At 72.7% G+C, this 16637-nt stretch carries 13 protein-coding genes and 1 pseudogene; 12 read left to right on the top strand and 2 right to left on the bottom strand.

Annotated features, from left to right (window positions below):
- Positions 1 to 244: 244 nt before the first annotated feature.
- The 9 genes from CEQ11_RS07040 to CEQ11_RS06995 all read left to right on the top strand — a co-directional run bounded on the left by CEQ11_RS07040 (position 245) and on the right by CEQ11_RS06995 (position 11077).
- Positions 245 to 2020 (top strand): tyrosine-type recombinase/integrase, encoded by a 1776-nt coding sequence (locus tag CEQ11_RS07040; protein ID WP_088478192.1) that lies wholly within the window; start codon positions 245 to 247, stop codon positions 2018 to 2020.
- A gap of 15 nt (positions 2021 to 2035) precedes the next feature.
- Positions 2036 to 3232: a tyrosine recombinase XerC gene (xerC, locus tag CEQ11_RS07030; RefSeq protein ID WP_088478191.1), complete on the top strand. Its 1197-nt coding sequence runs from the start codon at positions 2036 to 2038 to the stop codon at positions 3230 to 3232.
- An 88-nt stretch (positions 3233 to 3320) separates the two neighbouring features.
- Positions 3321 to 4028 carry a hypothetical protein gene (locus CEQ11_RS07025; protein ID WP_088478190.1) on the top strand — a complete coding sequence of 236 codons (708 nt, stop codon included), beginning with the start codon at positions 3321 to 3323 and terminating at the stop codon, positions 4026 to 4028.
- 77 nt (positions 4029 to 4105) lie between these two features.
- The gene (locus CEQ11_RS07020) at positions 4106 to 4552 is read left to right on the top strand and encodes a helix-turn-helix domain-containing protein (protein WP_088478189.1); all 447 of its coding nucleotides are present in this window, start codon (positions 4106 to 4108) and stop codon (positions 4550 to 4552) included.
- Positions 4549 to 6159 carry a helix-turn-helix domain-containing protein gene (locus tag CEQ11_RS07015; RefSeq protein WP_102957498.1) on the top strand — a complete coding sequence of 537 codons (1611 nt, stop codon included), beginning with the start codon at positions 4549 to 4551 and terminating at the stop codon, positions 6157 to 6159. Before CEQ11_RS07020 ends, CEQ11_RS07015 begins: the two co-directional genes overlap by 4 nt.
- A complete protein-coding gene (locus CEQ11_RS07010; protein WP_088478187.1) occupies positions 6156 to 6692 on the top strand; it encodes a hypothetical protein in 537 nt (178 codons plus the stop codon). The genes CEQ11_RS07015 and CEQ11_RS07010 overlap by 4 nt, the downstream gene beginning before the upstream one ends.
- The gene (locus CEQ11_RS07005; protein ID WP_088478186.1) at positions 6689 to 8161 is read left to right on the top strand and encodes a tyrosine-type recombinase/integrase; all 1473 of its coding nucleotides are present in this window, start codon (positions 6689 to 6691) and stop codon (positions 8159 to 8161) included. The genes CEQ11_RS07010 and CEQ11_RS07005 overlap by 4 nt, the downstream gene beginning before the upstream one ends.
- A gap of 476 nt (positions 8162 to 8637) precedes the next feature.
- Entirely contained in the window at positions 8638 to 9882 is a 1245-nt protein-coding gene (locus CEQ11_RS07000) for an IS256 family transposase (RefSeq protein WP_031943898.1), read from the top strand.
- Positions 9883 to 10342: 460 nt separating this feature from the next.
- Positions 10343 to 11077: a DUF1345 domain-containing protein gene (locus CEQ11_RS06995; RefSeq protein WP_227718784.1), complete on the top strand. Its 735-nt coding sequence runs from the start codon at positions 10343 to 10345 to the stop codon at positions 11075 to 11077.
- A 21-nt stretch (positions 11078 to 11098) separates the two neighbouring features.
- Here CEQ11_RS06995 and CEQ11_RS06990 read toward each other — a convergent pair whose 3' ends face one another.
- The gene (locus CEQ11_RS06990) at positions 11099 to 11998 is read right to left on the bottom strand and encodes an Fpg/Nei family DNA glycosylase (protein WP_088478184.1); all 900 of its coding nucleotides are present in this window, start codon (positions 11996 to 11998) and stop codon (positions 11099 to 11101) included.
- Entirely contained in the window at positions 11999 to 12472 is a 474-nt protein-coding gene (locus tag CEQ11_RS06985) for a ribose-5-phosphate isomerase (RefSeq protein WP_067190188.1), read from the bottom strand.
- Positions 12473 to 12737: 265 nt separating this feature from the next.
- Between CEQ11_RS06985 and pepN the strand changes: the two genes are divergently transcribed.
- The 3 genes and pseudogenes from pepN to CEQ11_RS13135 all read left to right on the top strand — a co-directional run bounded on the left by pepN (position 12738) and on the right by CEQ11_RS13135 (position 16588).
- Complete coding sequence (gene pepN / locus CEQ11_RS06980) at positions 12738 to 15323, top strand: aminopeptidase N (RefSeq protein WP_088478183.1); 2586 nt, start codon at positions 12738 to 12740, stop codon at positions 15321 to 15323.
- Positions 15324 to 15349: 26 nt separating this feature from the next.
- Positions 15350 to 15871, top strand: a pseudogene (locus tag CEQ11_RS13140) (OsmC family protein); the annotation flags it as partial.
- A gap of 258 nt (positions 15872 to 16129) precedes the next feature.
- Positions 16130 to 16588 (top strand): globin, encoded by a 459-nt coding sequence (locus CEQ11_RS13135; protein WP_255397946.1) that lies wholly within the window; start codon positions 16130 to 16132, stop codon positions 16586 to 16588.
- Positions 16589 to 16637: the final 49 nt, after the last annotated feature.

Here is a 16637-nt window from a genome sequence, read left to right as displayed (position 1 = left end):
CGGGACAGTGTCAACGATGCTCCCGCTTCGGACACCGTCATCCCCTCCACGTGAAAAGCCCTAGTCAGGGGCGGGTTTGATTCCCGCCTCTGACTGGGGGACTTGGGCTAGGACCGAAAATCCTGGGCTAAGTTGGGCTAAGTGCCCCGAAAGGGTGCCCCGTGGACACCACCTTCACTTCCCTGACCGGCCGGATCTGCGGCCGTCCGATCCGCCCCGCCGCCGACTCCGAGGCGGTGCGCGCATGAGCCGCCGCCACACCCGTGAGCACCGCGCCGAGTTCGGACACATCGAAGCCGTCACCACCGCCGGCGGCACCCGCTACCGCGCCCGGTACACCGGCCCGGACGGAAAGCGCCGCTCCGGCCCGCACACCTTCCCCACACGCGAGGACGCCGCCCGCTACCTGGTCCAGGTCCGCGCCGAGATCCTGCGCGGCAACACTCTGGCCGTCGCCCCGACCACGACGACGCTGGGCGAGTATCTGCGGGCCTGGCTGCGCACCGCCGCCACGAGTCTGCGCCCCTCGACCCTGGACCTGTACCGACGTTCGGCTGAACGCTGGATCCTGCCCGAGGTCGGGCGGATCGAACTGGGCGCACTGCCGCTGTCGTCGCTGACGGTCTCCCTGGTGCGCGAGTGGCACACGGACCTGGTGGCCGCCACGCACGCGGCCGCGCTGGCCGCGCCCACGTGCGGACGCCGCGTGCACCCGGCAAGGGCCTGGGCGCGGGCCAACGGATACACCGTGGCCGACTCCGGCGCGCTGCCGGCGGCCGTCGTGGACGCCTGGACCGCCGCCGGCTCCCCCGTGCCGGCCCCGCCCGAGACGCACGCGCCGAACCCCGACGCCGGCCGCACCGCCGCCGCCCAGGCCTACCGCCTGTTGCGCACCGTCTGCGCCCAGGCCGTGCGAGATGGGCTGATCGCCACGAACCCCGTGCAGGTCAAGGGCGCCGCCACCGCCCCGCACCCCGAGTGCCGGCCGCTGACCGCCGGCGAGGTCCGCACCCTCTCCCAGGCCGTGGGCGCCCGGTACGCCGCCGCCGTGCTCGTGGCCGCCTGGTCGGGACTGCGCCCCGGCGAGGTGTTCGCCCTGCGCCGCAAAGACGTGGACGCCGCCGCCGGCACGGTCACCGTCGCCCGCACGCTGCTCAACCGCAACGGCCCGGCCGAGTTCGGCCCGCCCAAGACGGCCGCCGGACTGCGCACCGTCGCCCTGCCGCGCCGGATCGCCGACGCGCTGGCCGAGCACCTGGACGCCTACACGGACCCGGACCCCGACGCCCTGGTGTTCACCACCGAACGGGGACGGCCGCTGACGAACACGCGCCGCTCCCGCGTGCTCGCCGGCGCCCGTGCGCAGATCGGACGCCCGGACATCACCTGGCACCACCTGCGCCACACCGGCGCCACGCTGGCCGCCCAGGCCGGGGCGACACAGGCCGAGTTGCAGCGGCGGATCGGCCACGCCTCGACCCGCGCCGCCGCCCTGTATCAGCACGCCTCGTCCGAACGGGACCTCTGGCTTGCCGACCGCCTGGACGCGCTGACGGATCCGGCCCCGGCCCCGTCCCCGACCGTGCTGCCGCCGACGCCGCTGCCGACCGCCGGGCACCCGGCGCCGACGCTGACGACCTGGGCACAGGTGCGCGACTACCTGGCCGAGTCCATTGCCGATGTGCCCATGACGCCGGCGCTGGCCGGACACGCGCGCGAGGCACTGCGCGCCCTCGTCTACGCCGCCGGGCTGGACGGCACCACGCCGGCCGACACGGACTGCGCCACGCTGGCCGCCGTGCTGGACACCGCCGAGGACGCCGACCAGTGGCACCGTCTGCGCTCCGGTCTCGAGGCCCTCTGCCGCCGCGTCCACCGCGCCGCCGGCATGGCCGCCGACCCGTCCGAGACGCTGCCGAGTCTGCCGCCGGCGAGCCTGACCCGACGCGAGCCGGCCGCGAGCGAGGACTACGCCACGCGCCGCGTCGGACACCTGACCCTGATTTCCGCCACCGCCTGACAGGACCGATCCCCCATGAGCACAGACACTCTCTCCCCCGTCTCCATCAGCGCCGAGGCCGTCCCCTATCTGCGGCACCTGGACAAGATCGAACGGGTCTCCCCCGCCACCGTGGCCCTGCACCGCCAACACCTGACGAACCTCGCCGCCGCCCTGCCCGGCGTCGGCGCCTACGAGGTGACCGCCGCCCAGGCCCTGGGCTGGCTGAACGCCGCCGCCGCCCGCTCGACCTGGCAGAACCGCCTGACGACACTGCGCCGCTTCTACGGCTGGGCGCTGGACACCGGACGCACCGGCGCTAATCCCGTGGCCGAGATAAGCGTGGTGGACTGCCCCCACCATCGTGCCCGTCCCGGCACCCGCCCCGGCCCGTCCCGCCGGCCCGCCCCGTCGGGACCGTGGGCCGAGCCGCTGACCGCCTACCTGCAACACCTGACCACGGGCGCCATGCCGGCCACGACGCTGACGACCTACCGCAGTCGTCTCTACCAGGCCGCCGACGCCTTCCCGGCCCGTGACCCGTTCACGCTGACCACGGCGGACCTGGTGGCCTGGCTGGCCCCGCTGACCATCGGGCGCGAGCACCGCCGCGGACTGCGCCACACGCTGCGCGGGTTCTACGCCTGGGCCGTGGCCGCCGGACGCACCACGACGAACCCCGCCGACGGTCTGCCCGTCATCAAGGGGCGGCCCGGTCTGCCCAAGCCGATCCCCGACGATCTGCTCTCCCAGGCCCTGACCGTGGCCGACCCGCGCACGCGCCTCGTGCTGCGGCTGGCCGCCGAGATGGGACTACGCCGGGCCGAGATCGGCCGCGTCCACGCCGGCGACGTGCAGCACCTTCCCGACGGGTTCGGACTGCTCGTGCACGGAAAGGGGCAGAAACAGCGCATGCTGCCGCTGGCCGAGGACCTGGCCCGGCTGATCCGCGCGGCCGCCGCCGACGGGGACGGCTGGGCGTTTCCCAACGGCGCCGGCGGGCACCTGTCCGAACAGCACGTGTCGAAACTGGCCGGCCGAGTCCTGCCGGCCCCGTACTCCCTGCACACGCTGCGGCACCGATTCGCCACGACGGCCTACAGCCGGTGCCGTGACCTCTACGCGGTGCAACGGCTGCTGGGACACGCGAACCCGCACGTGACCGAGCGATACGTGAGCCTAGAGACGACCACGCTGCGCGACGTGGTGGACTCCGTGAGCCTGACCGGCTGACCGTCACGCCGGCCCCGTCCCCGCCGAGTTATCCACAGGCAGAGGGGGCAAAAGCCTACGTTGTCGGGCACCTGCGTACCCTATGTGCATGACCACCACGCGGCGCACCACGGACGCCGGGGCGAGCACCGCCCCGGCGCCCGGCCGCGTGCTGCGGATCCGCACCGCCGACGAGGCCAACCGCGCCGCCCGTCGGGCCGGCACCGCCGCCGCCCGCCGGCGCAAGGCCGAGGCCCGCGCCCGACTGTCCGCCGTCGTGGACTACGTGAACGGGACCGGCCCCGCCCCTGCCGAGGACGAGGCACCGGCGGCCCTGACCGCCCCGGCCTCGTCCCACGGCCACGCCGATGACTGGACCGCGCTGCTGACCGGACCCGAGGACCCCGCCCGCCGTGATCGGCTGTGGGACGCCGCCTGGCACGCCGTCGCCGGCGGACGCGACCTGGACCGTCTGCGCGACGAGGACCGGGCCGAATACCAGCGGGCACTGATCGCCGCGAACACGCTGCGCAACCGTTGGCGCCGCACCCTGGACCGCACCCGACCCCAGGCACAGGCGCACCGCGCCGGCCTGGCTGTCCTGGCCGCCCTGCGCAACGCCGACGAGGCCCGCCGCCCCGCCCGACTGCCCGAGGCACCCGAGGCCGCCGCCTACCCCGGCGACGACGGCCCGCCGCCGGCCTGGTCCCCACCTGCTGAACACCAGGCCCTGACGACCTGCGTGCTGACCGCCGCCCCGCCCGCTCCGGCGTCGCCGGAAACGGGCGCACGCCGCGCTGTCCTCATGGCCGCCTGACTGACTAGGCACCGCCCGCACCATTCCCCGGCATACGTTCCCCCGACGACCACGGCGGCCGTTGGAGCACGAAACGCATGCACGCCCCCTCTCCGGCCCTGCTGCCGGCTGACTACGCCCTCTACACCCGTCCCGAGGCCGCCCAGGCCGCCCGCGCCACCGTCTCGACCGTGGATCGCTGGATCGCGGACGGCGCCCTGCCGGCCCTGCGCGTCGGCGCCCGTCGAATCCTCATCCGCCGGGCGCACCTGCACGCCTACCTGGCCGCGCACGACACGACGCGCACGCCGGACCCTGCCGAGGCCGCCGCCCCGGCGGACCTGTCGGCGCTGCTGACCTACGACGAGGCCGCCGCCGCGCTGCGCGTGAGCCGCACGACGATGGATCGCCTACAGGCGGACGGCTCGCTGCGCATGTACCGCGTGGGCGGACGCTGGAAGATCCCGGCCGAGGCCCTGGCCGAATACATCGACGCTCACACCACGCCGGCCACCTGCGGCCCGCTGGCGGTGCACCCGGCATGAGCGGCGCACACGACTCCCCGGACGAGGCCGAGCCGCGCCGGCTGCTGGCCGCCGACGGTCCCCGGCCCCTCGTCCCGTGGGCATTGAGCCGGCCACGGCTGAACATGAACGCCCGACTCGTGCTGCTGCTGATCGCCCTGGACAAGTACCACAAGGCGAAGCGCGAGTACGTCAGGCCCGGACGGCGGCTGCTGGCCGACTGGTCGGGAATGCACCCGGACGCGGTGACCAAGGCGCTGCGCGAACTGGCAACGGCGGATCTGATCCGACTGGGCACCAGACAGGGCACCACGCACCGCATTACGCCCCTGCCTGGACGCGACGCGCCCCCGCCGTGGGCGGTGACGATGGACGGCGCCCGTCCCCTCGTCTCCGCCGTCTCCGCACTCGACAGGACCACCACCGGCGGCGCCTCTCGCCGGCTGGCCCTCTACGTGGCCGCGATCTGGTCGCCCGACGGCAAGGACTTCTACCTGCCGGCCGACCAGTGGGCGCAGTGCTTGGGCATGAATCCCGGCTACTTCCAGACCAGCGTGCGCGCGCGACTGTACGAGACGCCCGCCGGACTGGACCGGCCGCTGCTGGAACGTACCGCCCCGGCCCGAGGCGGACGCCCTGCCGCGCACTCCCTGCACCTGCCCGAGCCTGTGGACGTGAAAACCCTGCATGCAGGTCAGCGTCCAGGGTTTGCAGGTGAACAGCGTGCAGGTCTGCATGCAGGTCAGCGTCCAGGTCTGCATGCAGGTCAGCATGCAGGGTTTCACCCGACCAGCATGCAGGGTTTGCTAGGCACTCCCTGCACTCCCCCTTCCCCTAGTACCCGTGAGGCGGGCACCAGTGCCGGCCTGGCCGCCGTGCCTGACGAGGCACACGACGCGCTGCGCGCGCTGGCCGAGGACTACGGGGGCGGGTTCGTGACGACGGATCGGCTGGCCGAGCAACTGTGCGTGTTGCATGGGGAAGGGCGCGACTGGTCGGACGCTGCCGAGGCGCTGCGCGCTGACCTCGTGGATCCTGTCTCGGGACGACGGGTCCCCGTCACACGAGTCATGGCGGTGTTCGCCTCGCGTTGTCCGTCCGACGCCGAGGCCGAGGACGTGGACGACGCCGCCGGCGACTCGCCGGACGAGGTGACCCGTTTTTCTGGTGGCAAACCCGCCGGACACCCCGCGCCCCCCGGGCGTTTCCCCCCGGATCCCCCACAAAAATCCTGCATGCAGGGTTTTCAGGTCGGATCGGCTCCGATCCTGACGGATCGGGCCGGATCCTCGCAGATCCTGTCCGACGAGCACGCCCCCGGGCTGGACGAGGGCGCTCACGCTGCCCTCGTGGCTGCCGACGCCGGCCCCGAGGCCGCTGGCCTGGACGAGGGCGCCCCGGCTGACGAGGACGAGGCCGATTCCGGCCGCGATTCCCTGCGCGGTCCCGTGGACGAGGGCGCTCCCGGCCCTGACTCTGCCCACCAGGCCGAGGACGACGCGGATAGCGCTGTCGCTGGCTCGCCCGACGGCGCTCACCGTGCCGTCGTGGCCGCCGACGCCGGCCCCGAGGCCGCTCCCCTGGACGAGGGCGCCCCGGCCGACGAGGACGAGGGGGCGGACGCATGAGCACCGCCCGTATCTGCGCGACGCCCGCGTGTGGCCGGCCCGTCGTCTATCCGGTGCCCGGTCTCTGCCGCCCGTGCTACCTGCATGCACCGCATGTCGGGCTGATCCTGCCGACGGTCGGGCCGTCCGGCGCTGACCACGGCGCATGGAAGGGCGAGGCCGTCGGCTACGTCGGCGCCCATGATCGCGTGGTCAGGTTGCATGGGACCGCCCGGCTCTACCAGTGCACGACGTGCCCGGAAAGGGCGTCGGACTGGTCCCTGCGGCCGCAGTGGGCAACGCGATTCGACGCCAAGGCCGGTATGTGGCTGTCGCCGGACCCCGAGGGATACACGCCGCAGTGCAAGGCGTGCAACAACGCCAGGCGCGCCCTCGACCAGCAATACCAGGCGCATGCCGGCGCCCTGTACGTGGACACCCCCGGCGGCCCCGTCCCCGTCGTGGCCCCGACGCTGGCCCGCCGCCTCGTCCGCTGGACCGAAGCCGCCCCGACCGTCGCCGAGACGTTGCCCCTGTGGGAGGACCCGAGATGACCCGACGCCGCACCCGCCACCGCGCCGAGTTCGGCCACATCGAAGCCGTCACCACCGCCGGCGGCACCCGCTACCGCGCCCGGTACACCGGACCGGACGGCAAGCGCCGCTCCGGCCCGCACACGTTCGCCACGCACGCCCAGGCGTCCGCCTACCTGGTCCAGGTCCGCGCGGACATGCTGCGTGGCAACACGCTGGCCGTCGCCCCGACCATGACGACGCTGGGCGAGTACCTGCGGGCCTGGCTGCGCACGTCCTCGACCAGGCTCCGGCCCTCGACCGTGGACCTGTACCGCCGTTCGGCGGATCGGTGGATCCTGCGCGAGGTCGGGCGGATCGACCTGGGCGCGCTGCCGCTGTCCGCCCTGACGGTCACGCTCGTGCGCGAGTGGCACACGGACCTGGTGGCCGCCACGCACGCGGCCGCCACCGCCACGAGGACCGGCGGACGACGGGCGCACCCTGCCCGGCTCTGGGCGCGGGCCAACGGCTACATGGTGGCCGACTCCGGCGCGCTGCCGGCGGCCGTCGTGGATGCCTGGACCGCCGCCGGCTGTCCGGCACCGCCCGCTGACGACGAGGCCGACGAGACAGACCCGCACGCCGGGCGCACCGCCGCCGCCCAGGCCTACCGCCTGTTGCGCACCGTCTGCGCCCAGGCCGTCCGAGATGGGCTGATCCCGACCAATCCGGTACAGGTCAAGGGCGCCGCCACGGCCCCGCACCCCGAGCGCCGGCCGCTGGATCCGTCCGAGGCCGCCGCGCTGGCCGAGGCCGTGCCGGCCCGTTTCCGCGCTGCCGTGCTCGTGGCCGTCTGGTCGGGACTGCGCCCCGGCGAGGTGTTCGCCCTGCAACGGGCCGACGTGGACACCAACGCCGGCACGCTGACCGTGGCGCGCACGCTGCTCAACCGCAACGGCCCGGCACAGTTCGGCCCGCCCAAGACTGCCGCCGGCCGCCGCACCGTCGCCCTGCCCCGTCGGATCGCTGACGCACTGGCCGAGCACCTGGACGCCTACACAGACGAGGCCGCTGACGCCCTGGTGTTCACGACGACGCACGGGCTGGCCCTGACGAACACGCGCCGCTGCCGGATCCTGGCCGAGCCTCGTGCACGGATCGGGCGGCCGGACGTGACCTGGCACCACATGAGGCACACCGGCGCGACGCTGGCCGCCCAGGCCGGGGCGACACAGGCCGAGTTGCAGCGCCGGATCGGTCACGCCTCGCCTCGCGCTGCGGCCCTGTATCAGCACGCCTCGGCCGAACGGGACCAGTGGCTTGCCGACCGCCTGGACGCGCTCACGGCCCCGGCCCCGGTGCCCCCGTCCCCGCCGGAGCCTCACGCTCCCGTCCCGGCTCCGGTCGCGGATCCTGCGCCCGAGCACGACGGTCCGGCCCGGCCTCGTCTGCGGCTGATCCGAGGCGGACGGGACCAGGCGCCCGCCGGCGCGCTGGCACAGGCCTGACGCCCGGCGCCTACCGTGTCCGCCGCCGTGCGTAGTGTCTGCCGTGTCCGTGGTGGTGGGCGTTGTGCTCGTCCAGCGCTGCGGCACACGACGGGCGCCGGCGCTCTCTGCCGTTTCCGAGCGCCGCCGCCCGGCGTGCATGCGGAGCGTCCCCGCGGGAAGCCGTCATCCTGCGGGGACGTTTCGCGTCCGGCGGCGTGCATGCCAGGCGCCCGCCCCGGTCCGTGGCCCCCTGCCGGCGCCGCCTGGCCCTTCACCCGGCCCTGCACGTGATCGCGCGTGCAGGGCCGTGGCGCGTCCGCCCTCGTGCGCCCGGCCGCCACCCCGTCCACGAAGTGCCCGCCGTGTCGCCAGTTGAGTCCCTGATAGTGGTGTAACCCTCCCCGGTCGCCAACACCGTCCCCAGCATGGACGCAGTCACCGTGGGAGCCTTCGAGTGAACCTTCCACAGCACTCTCGAAAGGGACATCACCACGATGACCGCTCCTCACATTGTCGACCCTGAACGCCTGCTACGCGAAGCGATCGGCGAAGCCTCGCCGGACTTGTTGCGCCACCTGCTGCAGACCGTGATCAACGCCCTGCTCAGCGCTGACGCAGACGCGGTCTGCGGCGCCGAGTACGGCACCGCTTCTGATACCCGCACCGCACAGCGCAACGGGTACCGCCACCGGCCCCTCGACACCCGCGCCGGCACGATCGACGTGGCCATCCCGAAACTGCGCGCCGGCACGTACTTCCCAGAGTGGCTGCTCGAGCGACGCAAGCGGGCCGAGTCCGCGTTGATCACGGTCGTCGCCGACTGCTACCTCGCTGGGGTCTCCACCCGACGCATGGACAAGCTCGTGCGCCAGCTGGGCATCGACTCGCTCTCGAAGTCCCAGGTCAGCCGGATGGCCGCCGAGCTGGACGAGCACATCGACGCGTTCCGGCACCGCCCGCTGGGGGATGCCGGCCCGTTCGTGTTCCTCGCCGCGGACGCCCTGACCATGAAGGTTCGCGAGGGTGGTCGGGTGATCAACGCGGTGGCCATGGTCGCCACCGGCGTCAACGCTGACGGGCGACGTGAGGTACTCGGGCTGCGGGTGGCCACCACGGAGTCAGGCGCGGCGTGGAACGAGTTCTTCGCTGATCTGGTCGCCCGCGGCCTTCACGGGGTGAGACTGGTGACTTCGGACTCCCACCGTGGCCTGGTCGAAGCCATCGCGGCGAACCTGCCCGGGGCCGTGTGGCAGCGGTGCCGCACGCACTATGCCGCGAACCTGATGGCGGTGACCCCGAAGGCCATGTGGCCGGCGGTGAAGGCCATGCTCCACAGCGTCTACGACCAGCCTGACGGGCCGGCGGTGCACGCCCAGTTCGACCGGCTCTTGGACTACGTGGCCGAGCGGTTGCCCGCCGTGGCTGGGCACCTCGATGCTGCTCGGGAGGACATCCTCGCGTTCATCTCGTTCCCGAAGGACGTGTGGTCCCAGATCTGGTCGAACAACCCTGCCGAGCGCCTGAATCGGGAGATCCGGCGCCGCACGGACGCGGTGGGCATCTTCCCGAACCGGGATGCCGTGGTGCGGCTCGTGGGGGCCGTGTTGGCTGAGCAGACGGATGAGTGGGCCGAGGGCCGCCGGTACCTCGGTCTCGAGCTGCTGGCCCGCTGCCGCGAGCCCCTCACGCAAGAACCGGGCACCGTGATGGGCACGGAGGTGATGCCGGCCCTGGCCTGATTCTCATGCCTCGAAGACGGTTACACCACTTCCAGGGACTTGACCCCGTCGCCCTCGTCGTGCCGGCCCGAGGGCTGCCGGCGGCCCTGGTGCGGACTGCTGACCGTTCGCCCCGGACCGCCTGAACCCGTTGGGCTAAGTTGGGCTAAGTGCGTGCGGACTCCGCGTGTACCATGAGGACTACTAGCCCAAGTTAGCCCAGGAAATGGTGACCATGCCCGGCCTGACTTGGGACGATGAGGCGGAAACGGCAAGTCTTCCAAACTGGTTACGCGGGTTCGATTCCCGTCATCCCCTCCAGAAATCACGAGCCGACTGCGCTGCGGCTCCGTTGCCGACGAGGCCGCCCCTGTGCAGGATGGGTCCCATGGGGAGCACCGAGCAGACGCGTCGGAACGCATCGGGCAGATCCGGCCGCCGGCCCTGGCATCGCCGGGTCGTAGAGGACGACACGCAGCGTATGGTCCTCCTGGCCCTGCTGGCAGGTGCCGTCGCGGCCGGGCTGAGCACCCTGGTGATCCTCCCGCCCCTCGGCGATGCGCTGGGCCTCGGCGACGCCCGCCCCCACACCTGGATGACCGGGCTGATGACGCTGTGCCTGATGTGGTCGATCTACTGCGCGCTGAACGTGCTGGTGCTGCACTGGTGGCTCGGCCGCCGGGACTCCGAGGACCTGCACACGCTGCTGCGCACGCACTCCCGCGGACCGAAGGAGTCCCTCAACCCTCTCGGCTGGCGCGCCCTGGTGCTGGGCGAGTCCAGCACGCTGGGCAACACCGCCACGTTCTCGATGATGGCGATGCTCGTGGTGGTCGTCTCGATGTGGATGCCCGAGGCACGGTCCGTGCCGACCATGCGTGTCCTGGCGGTGGTCACGGTCCTGGCGTCCTGGACGAGCATCGTGCTGGCCCAGGCGCTGCGCTATGCCCGGCTGGCCGCCCAGCACGATCCGGAGCGGCCACGGGCCGCGGGCGAGTCCTGCGCGGCTCCGATCCGCTTCCGCGGCTCCGACGCCCCGGTGTTCTCGGACTATGTGTCCCTGTCCCTGACGCTGTCCACCATGATGGGTGCCCAGGACGTCGTGTTCTCCGGACGCGCCGCCCGTACGGCCGTCCGGGAGCATGCGATCGTCGGGTTCCTCTTCAACTCGATGATCATCGCAGCGCTGGCCTCGCTGCTGCTCACCGTCACCTGAACGAGTCCTGCCGCCGGACGCTCAGGTCTGGCAGGCCATGCACCGGTAGAGCCGTCGGCTCGCCATGTCCTCGGCGACGATCTCGTCCTGGCCGCAGACAAGGCATGGCTGCCCCTGCCGCTGGTACACGTAGTTCGCGTGCTCCGGCCAGGCCTGCTCGGCAGTCACGCCCGGCCTGTGCTCCTGGCGGGTGGTGACGATCCGCCCGAGCCGCACGCCGGCCCGCAGCAGCCGGCGGTTGTCCTCATACAGGGCGCGCAGGCCCTCCTCCCCCAGGTCCTTCGCCGGCCGCCACGGGTCGACTCCGGCCCGGAACAGGGACTCGGCCCGGTAGATGTTGCCGATGCCGCCGACCATCGCCTGGTCCATCAGCACCACGCCGATCGGCCGGCGCGTCTTCCCCGCCCGCAGCAGGAACGGTGCCGGGTCGTCGTCGTTGAGCGGGTCCGGACCCAGCTTCGCGGTGACCTGAAGGACCTCCGCAGGCGTGAGCACGCGGCACGTCGACGCCCCGATCAGATCCGCCCACCCGTGGGCGGAGACCAGCCGCAGCCGCACGGTGGCCGCAGGCGGTGGCGGGACGGCGGCGGACGGCGAGGGGCCGTCGTCGTCAACGGCGGAGGGCAGCTCCCGTTCCCCGATCCTCCGCGGCGCCCCGATCGACGAGGCGGCCGCGAAACTCTCGTCTCCGCCGAAGGAGAAGGCACCGTACAGGCCGAGGTGCACGTTGAGCGTCAGCCCGCCGGAGAAGTCGGCGAAGAAGTGCTTGCCGTGCGCCCAGGCGCGCTCGAGGACCTGACCGTCCAGCAGGGCGGCGCCGTCAGCGAAGCGGCCCTGCGGGGAACTGGCACGCAGGGCTTGACCGCCGAAGACGTCCTGGACCTGGCGGGCGAGTCGGTGCAGCGAGTGCCCCTCAGGCACTCACATCAGCACCTCTCCGGTGGTCTCGTAGTGGGCGATCTTGCCGATGCGGCGCACGTGACGCTCGTCCTCGGAGAACGGCTCGGCGAGGAACGCCTCGATCAGCGCGGTGGCCTCCTCGAGGGAGTGCTGCCGGCCGCCGACGGCGACGACGTTGGCGTCGTTGTGCTGCCGGGCGAGCCGGGCGGTGTCCAAGTTCCAGGCGAGGGCGGCACGGATGCCCTCGACCTTGTTGGCGGCGATCTGCTCGCCGTTGCCGGAGCCTCCCAGCACGATGCCCAGGGAATCCTGGCCCTCGGCGCGCTCGGCGGCGACGGCCTTCGCGGCGTTGATGCAGAACCCCGGGTAGTCGTCCAGGGCGTCGTACTCGGCAGGACCGTGGTCCACCATCTCGTAGCCGGCGGCGGTCAGGTGCTTCACCAGGTGGGCGGACAGCTCCATCCCGGCGTGGTCGGTGGCGATGTGGACGCGCATGGTCGGGTCCTCCTGGAGGGCGGGGCGGCGGGCGGGCCGGAAGACGACGACGGGCGCTCGTCTCCGCCTGGGAGAACGCACCGGGCGTCGTGGCCCACCCTCCAGGGTAGTCGGCTCCGGCGGGCGGCGGTGCGCGGGCGGACGCCTCCGGGCGTCTCGGCCGCCGCGGCGCACAGGTGGCACAATGGCAGGGATCGTGACCGCGGGCACACCCGCCCCGCGCCTCACCCGTCGCACCATTCACCACCCCTACTGGAGGACACCTGTGTCGACTGCCGCACGCCTGAACATCACCCGCGAGGAGGCCGCCGAGCGCGCCGCCGCCGTGGAGGTGCAGTCCTATGACGTGGCACTGGACCTGACCCTGCCGGGCGATCGCTTCGGCTCCGTGAGCACCGTCCGCTTCACCGCCGCCGACGCCGCCGTCGGCACCCACACGTGGATCGACTTCGTCTCCACCCAGACCCCGACGGTCACCCTCAACGGGCAGGAGCTGGACTCCGCCGACTACGACGGCGCCCGTGTGAAGGTCGGTCCCCTGGCCGCCGAGAACGAGCTCGTGGTGGCCGGCGAGGCCGACTACATGACCACCGGCGAGGGGCTGCACCGCTTCATCGACCCGGTGGACGACGAGGTGTACCTGTACACCCAGTTCGAGGTGCCGGACTCCCGCCGCATGTTCGCCGTGTTCGAGCAGCCCGACCTCAAGGCGACCTTCGCCTTCACCGTCACCGCCCGCGCCGACTGGGCCGTGGTCTCCAACCAGCCGACCCCGGAGCCGACCGCCGCCGGCACCGACGCGGACGGCCGTGAGACCGCCACCTGGGCCTTCTCCCCCACCCCGCGGATCTCCTCCTACATCACCGCGCTCGTGGCCGGCCCGTACAAGTCCACCCACTCCGAGCTGACCAGCGCCGACGGCCGCACCATCCCGCTGGGCGTGTTCTGCCGCGCCTCCCTGTTCGAGCACCTGGACGCGGACAACATCTTCGAGCTGACCCGCCAGGGCTTCGAGTTCTTCGAGGCCCAGTACGGCCACCCCTACCCGTTCGAGAAGTACGACCAGCTGTTCGTGCCGGAGTTCAACGCCGGTGCCATGGAGAACGCCGGCTGCGTGACCTTCCTGGAGAACTACGTGTTCCGCTCCACCGTGCCCGAGGCCATGGTCGAGCGCCGCGCCATCACCGTCCTCCACGAGCTGGCCCACATGTGGTTCGGCGACCTGGTGACCATGAGGTGGTGGAACGACCTGTGGCTGAACGAGTCCTTCGCCGAGTTCATGTCCACCCTGGCCGCCGCCGAGAACACGAAGTACACCGGCGCCTGGACCACCTTCAACTCCATGGAGAAGTCCTGGGCCTACCGCCAGGACCAGCTGTCCTCCACCCACCCGATCAAGGCTCCGATCCGGGACCTGGACGACGTGCTGGTGAACTTCGACGGCATCACCTACGCCAAGGGCGCCTCCGTGCTGCGCCAGCTGGTCGCCTGGGTCGGCCAGGAGAACTTCATGGCCGGCGTCCGCGCGTACATCGCCAAGCACGCCTGGACCAACACCGAGCTGCCGGACCTCATGGTCGAGCTGGAGAAGGCCTCCGGCCGCGACCTGTCCGAGTGGACCGCCCAGTGGCTGGAGACCTCCGGGGTGAACACCATCGCCGTCGAGGTGGAGACCGACGGGTCCGGCACCATCACGTCGCTGGAGTTGGTGCAGACCGCCCCGGACGGCTCTGCTCTGGCCCCGGGCGACCAGGTCCTGCGCCCGCACCGCATGGCCGTCGGCTTCTACGACGTGGACGCCGAGGGCAAGCTCACCCGCGTGGCCCGCCATGAGCTGGACGTCGCCGGGGAGCGCACCAGCGTGGCGGACGCCATCGGCTCCCGGCGTCCGGCCGTGATCCTGCCGAACGACGACGACCTGGCCTACGCCAAGATCCGCCTGGACACCGAATCCTGGGCCGTCGCCGCCACCGGCCTGAAGGACGTGGCCGAGTCCCTGCCGCGCACCCTGCTGTGGTCCTGCGCCTGGGACACCACCCGCGACGGCGAGGCCTCGGGTCGCTGGTTCGCCGACCTGGTGCTGGCGAACATCGGCCACGAGAAGGACTCCTCCGTGGTGCAGACCCTGCTGCGTCAGCTGGCCACCGCGCTGTGCCAGTATGTGCCTGAGGACGAGGCCGCCGAGGTCCGCGCCGCCGCCGCGGACCGTCTCTGGGAGCTGGTGCAGGCCGCCGAGGCCGGCTCGGACAGCCAGCTGCAGTTCGTGAAGGCCCTGGCCCTGCACGCCCGCACCGATGCCCAGCTGGACACCGTGGCCGGCATCCACGACGGCTCTGTGGAGGTGCCGGGCCTGGATCTGTCCACCGACCTGAAGTGGGAGCTGCTCACATCGCTGGTGGCCGGCGGCCGCGCCGGCGAGGCGGAGATCGCCGCCGCCGAGGCCGAGGACCCGACGGCGACCGGCGCGTTGGCCGCCGCCCAGGCCCGCGCCGCCGTCCCGACCGCCGTGGCCAAGGCCGAGGCGTGGAAGCAGGTCGTGGACGGCTCACTGTCCAACACCACCCAGCGCCAGGTGCTGCTGGGCTTCCAGCGCGTCAACGACCCGGCCCTGATCGCCGAGTACGCGGACCGGTACTTCGAGGGCATCGAGGGCGTGTGGAACTCCCGCTCGCACGAGATGGCTGAGACCGCCGCGACCCTGGGCTTCCCGTCCTCGCAGGTCTCCCAGCAGACCTGTGACCGCGCCACCGCCCTGGTGGATGCGGTCAAGGGGTCCAACGCGGGCCTGGCCCGTGTGGTGGCCGAGTGCCGCGACGACATGGCCCGTGCGCTGAAGGCGCGCCAGGCCTGAGGCGGATGGCCGTCGTCTGAAGGACGATGCGGCCCGGCAGAAGCGATCGTGCCGGGCCGCTGGCCTCTGTGTCCGTGCACCGGCTCTGCTGCCGGTTCACCGCCACTAGGCTGGACGCCATGAAGCATCAGTTCAGCCTCCGTGCAGAGTGGACCGGCAACCAGGGCTCCGGCACGTCCGGGTACAGGGACTACCGACGTGACGTGACGCTGCAGGCCGCCGGCCCGGGCGAGATCTCCGGTTCCTCCGCCCGGGCGTTCCACGGTGACGAGTCCCGATGGAACCCGGAGCAGCTGCTGCTCGGCGCGCTGGCCCAGTGTCACACGCTGTCCTACCTGCACCACGCCACCGCCGCCGGTGTGGTCGTCACCGGCATGACGGTGGCGGTGGAGGGCACCCTGGAGGTGGATTCCTCCGGTGCAGGCCGGATGACCGCTGCCACGCTGCGCCCCGAGGTGTGGCTGGCGGACGAGGCCCAGCGCGAGCAGGCCGACGGCCTCCACGCCCCGGCCCACCGCGACTGCTTCATCGCCAACTCCCTGAACTTCCCGGTGGAGCTGGCCCCGCAGGCACCACGCCAGATGCCGCACCTGCCGGAGTTCTCCTCCCGCCTGGGCGCGCCGATCGCCGTCGCCCGTCCGCGTCCGGCGAACCGCCCGTCCCAGGTGACCGGCATGAAGGACCGGCCCACCGAAGTCGAGCCGGTCATGCGGGAAGACCTGCCCACCGGCGCCGAGCAGGTCGCCGCGCGGGACGCGGGCCCCGCCGCGCGCTCCGGGGACACGCCGCAGCTGCTCCCGCCGTCGATGCGCCCCGCTGCCGGCGCCCCGACCACCGCCGACCGCGCCGCCACCCCGTCCGCGGCGGCCTCGGCGCCGGCGGCCCCCGGACGGGCCACCAGCTTCTTCGAGGCCGTGGGCGGCCACGAGACCTTCGCGCAGCTGACGAAGGTGTTCTACGAGAACGTCCGCCAAGACCCGCTGCTGGCGCCGATGTACCCGCACGACGACTGGGAGGGTGCCGAGGAGCGCCTGCGCCTGTTCCTCGAGCAGTACTGGGGCGGCCCGCGCACCTACTCGGAGCAACGCGGCCACCCGCGGCTGCGCATGCGCCACATGCCCTACAAGGTGGACTTCGCGGCCCGAGACGCCTGGCTGCGCCACATGCGCACCGCCGTGGACTCCCTGGACCTGGCCCCGCTGCAGGAGGCCGAGCTCTGGGACTACCTCGAGCGCGCCGCGCACTCCATGGTCAACTCCGCCTGAGCGGCCTGACTCCCCCCGCCTGAGCGGCACCGGCCCGCCACCCGAGGTG

It is taken from the genome of Micrococcus sp. FDAARGOS_333, assembly GCF_002206575.2.
Taxonomy (GTDB): domain Bacteria; phylum Actinomycetota; class Actinomycetes; order Actinomycetales; family Micrococcaceae; genus Micrococcus; species Micrococcus lylae.
The sequence above is the reverse complement of the archived record's forward strand: the minus strand, read 5'-3'. Positions and strand labels throughout refer to the sequence as shown.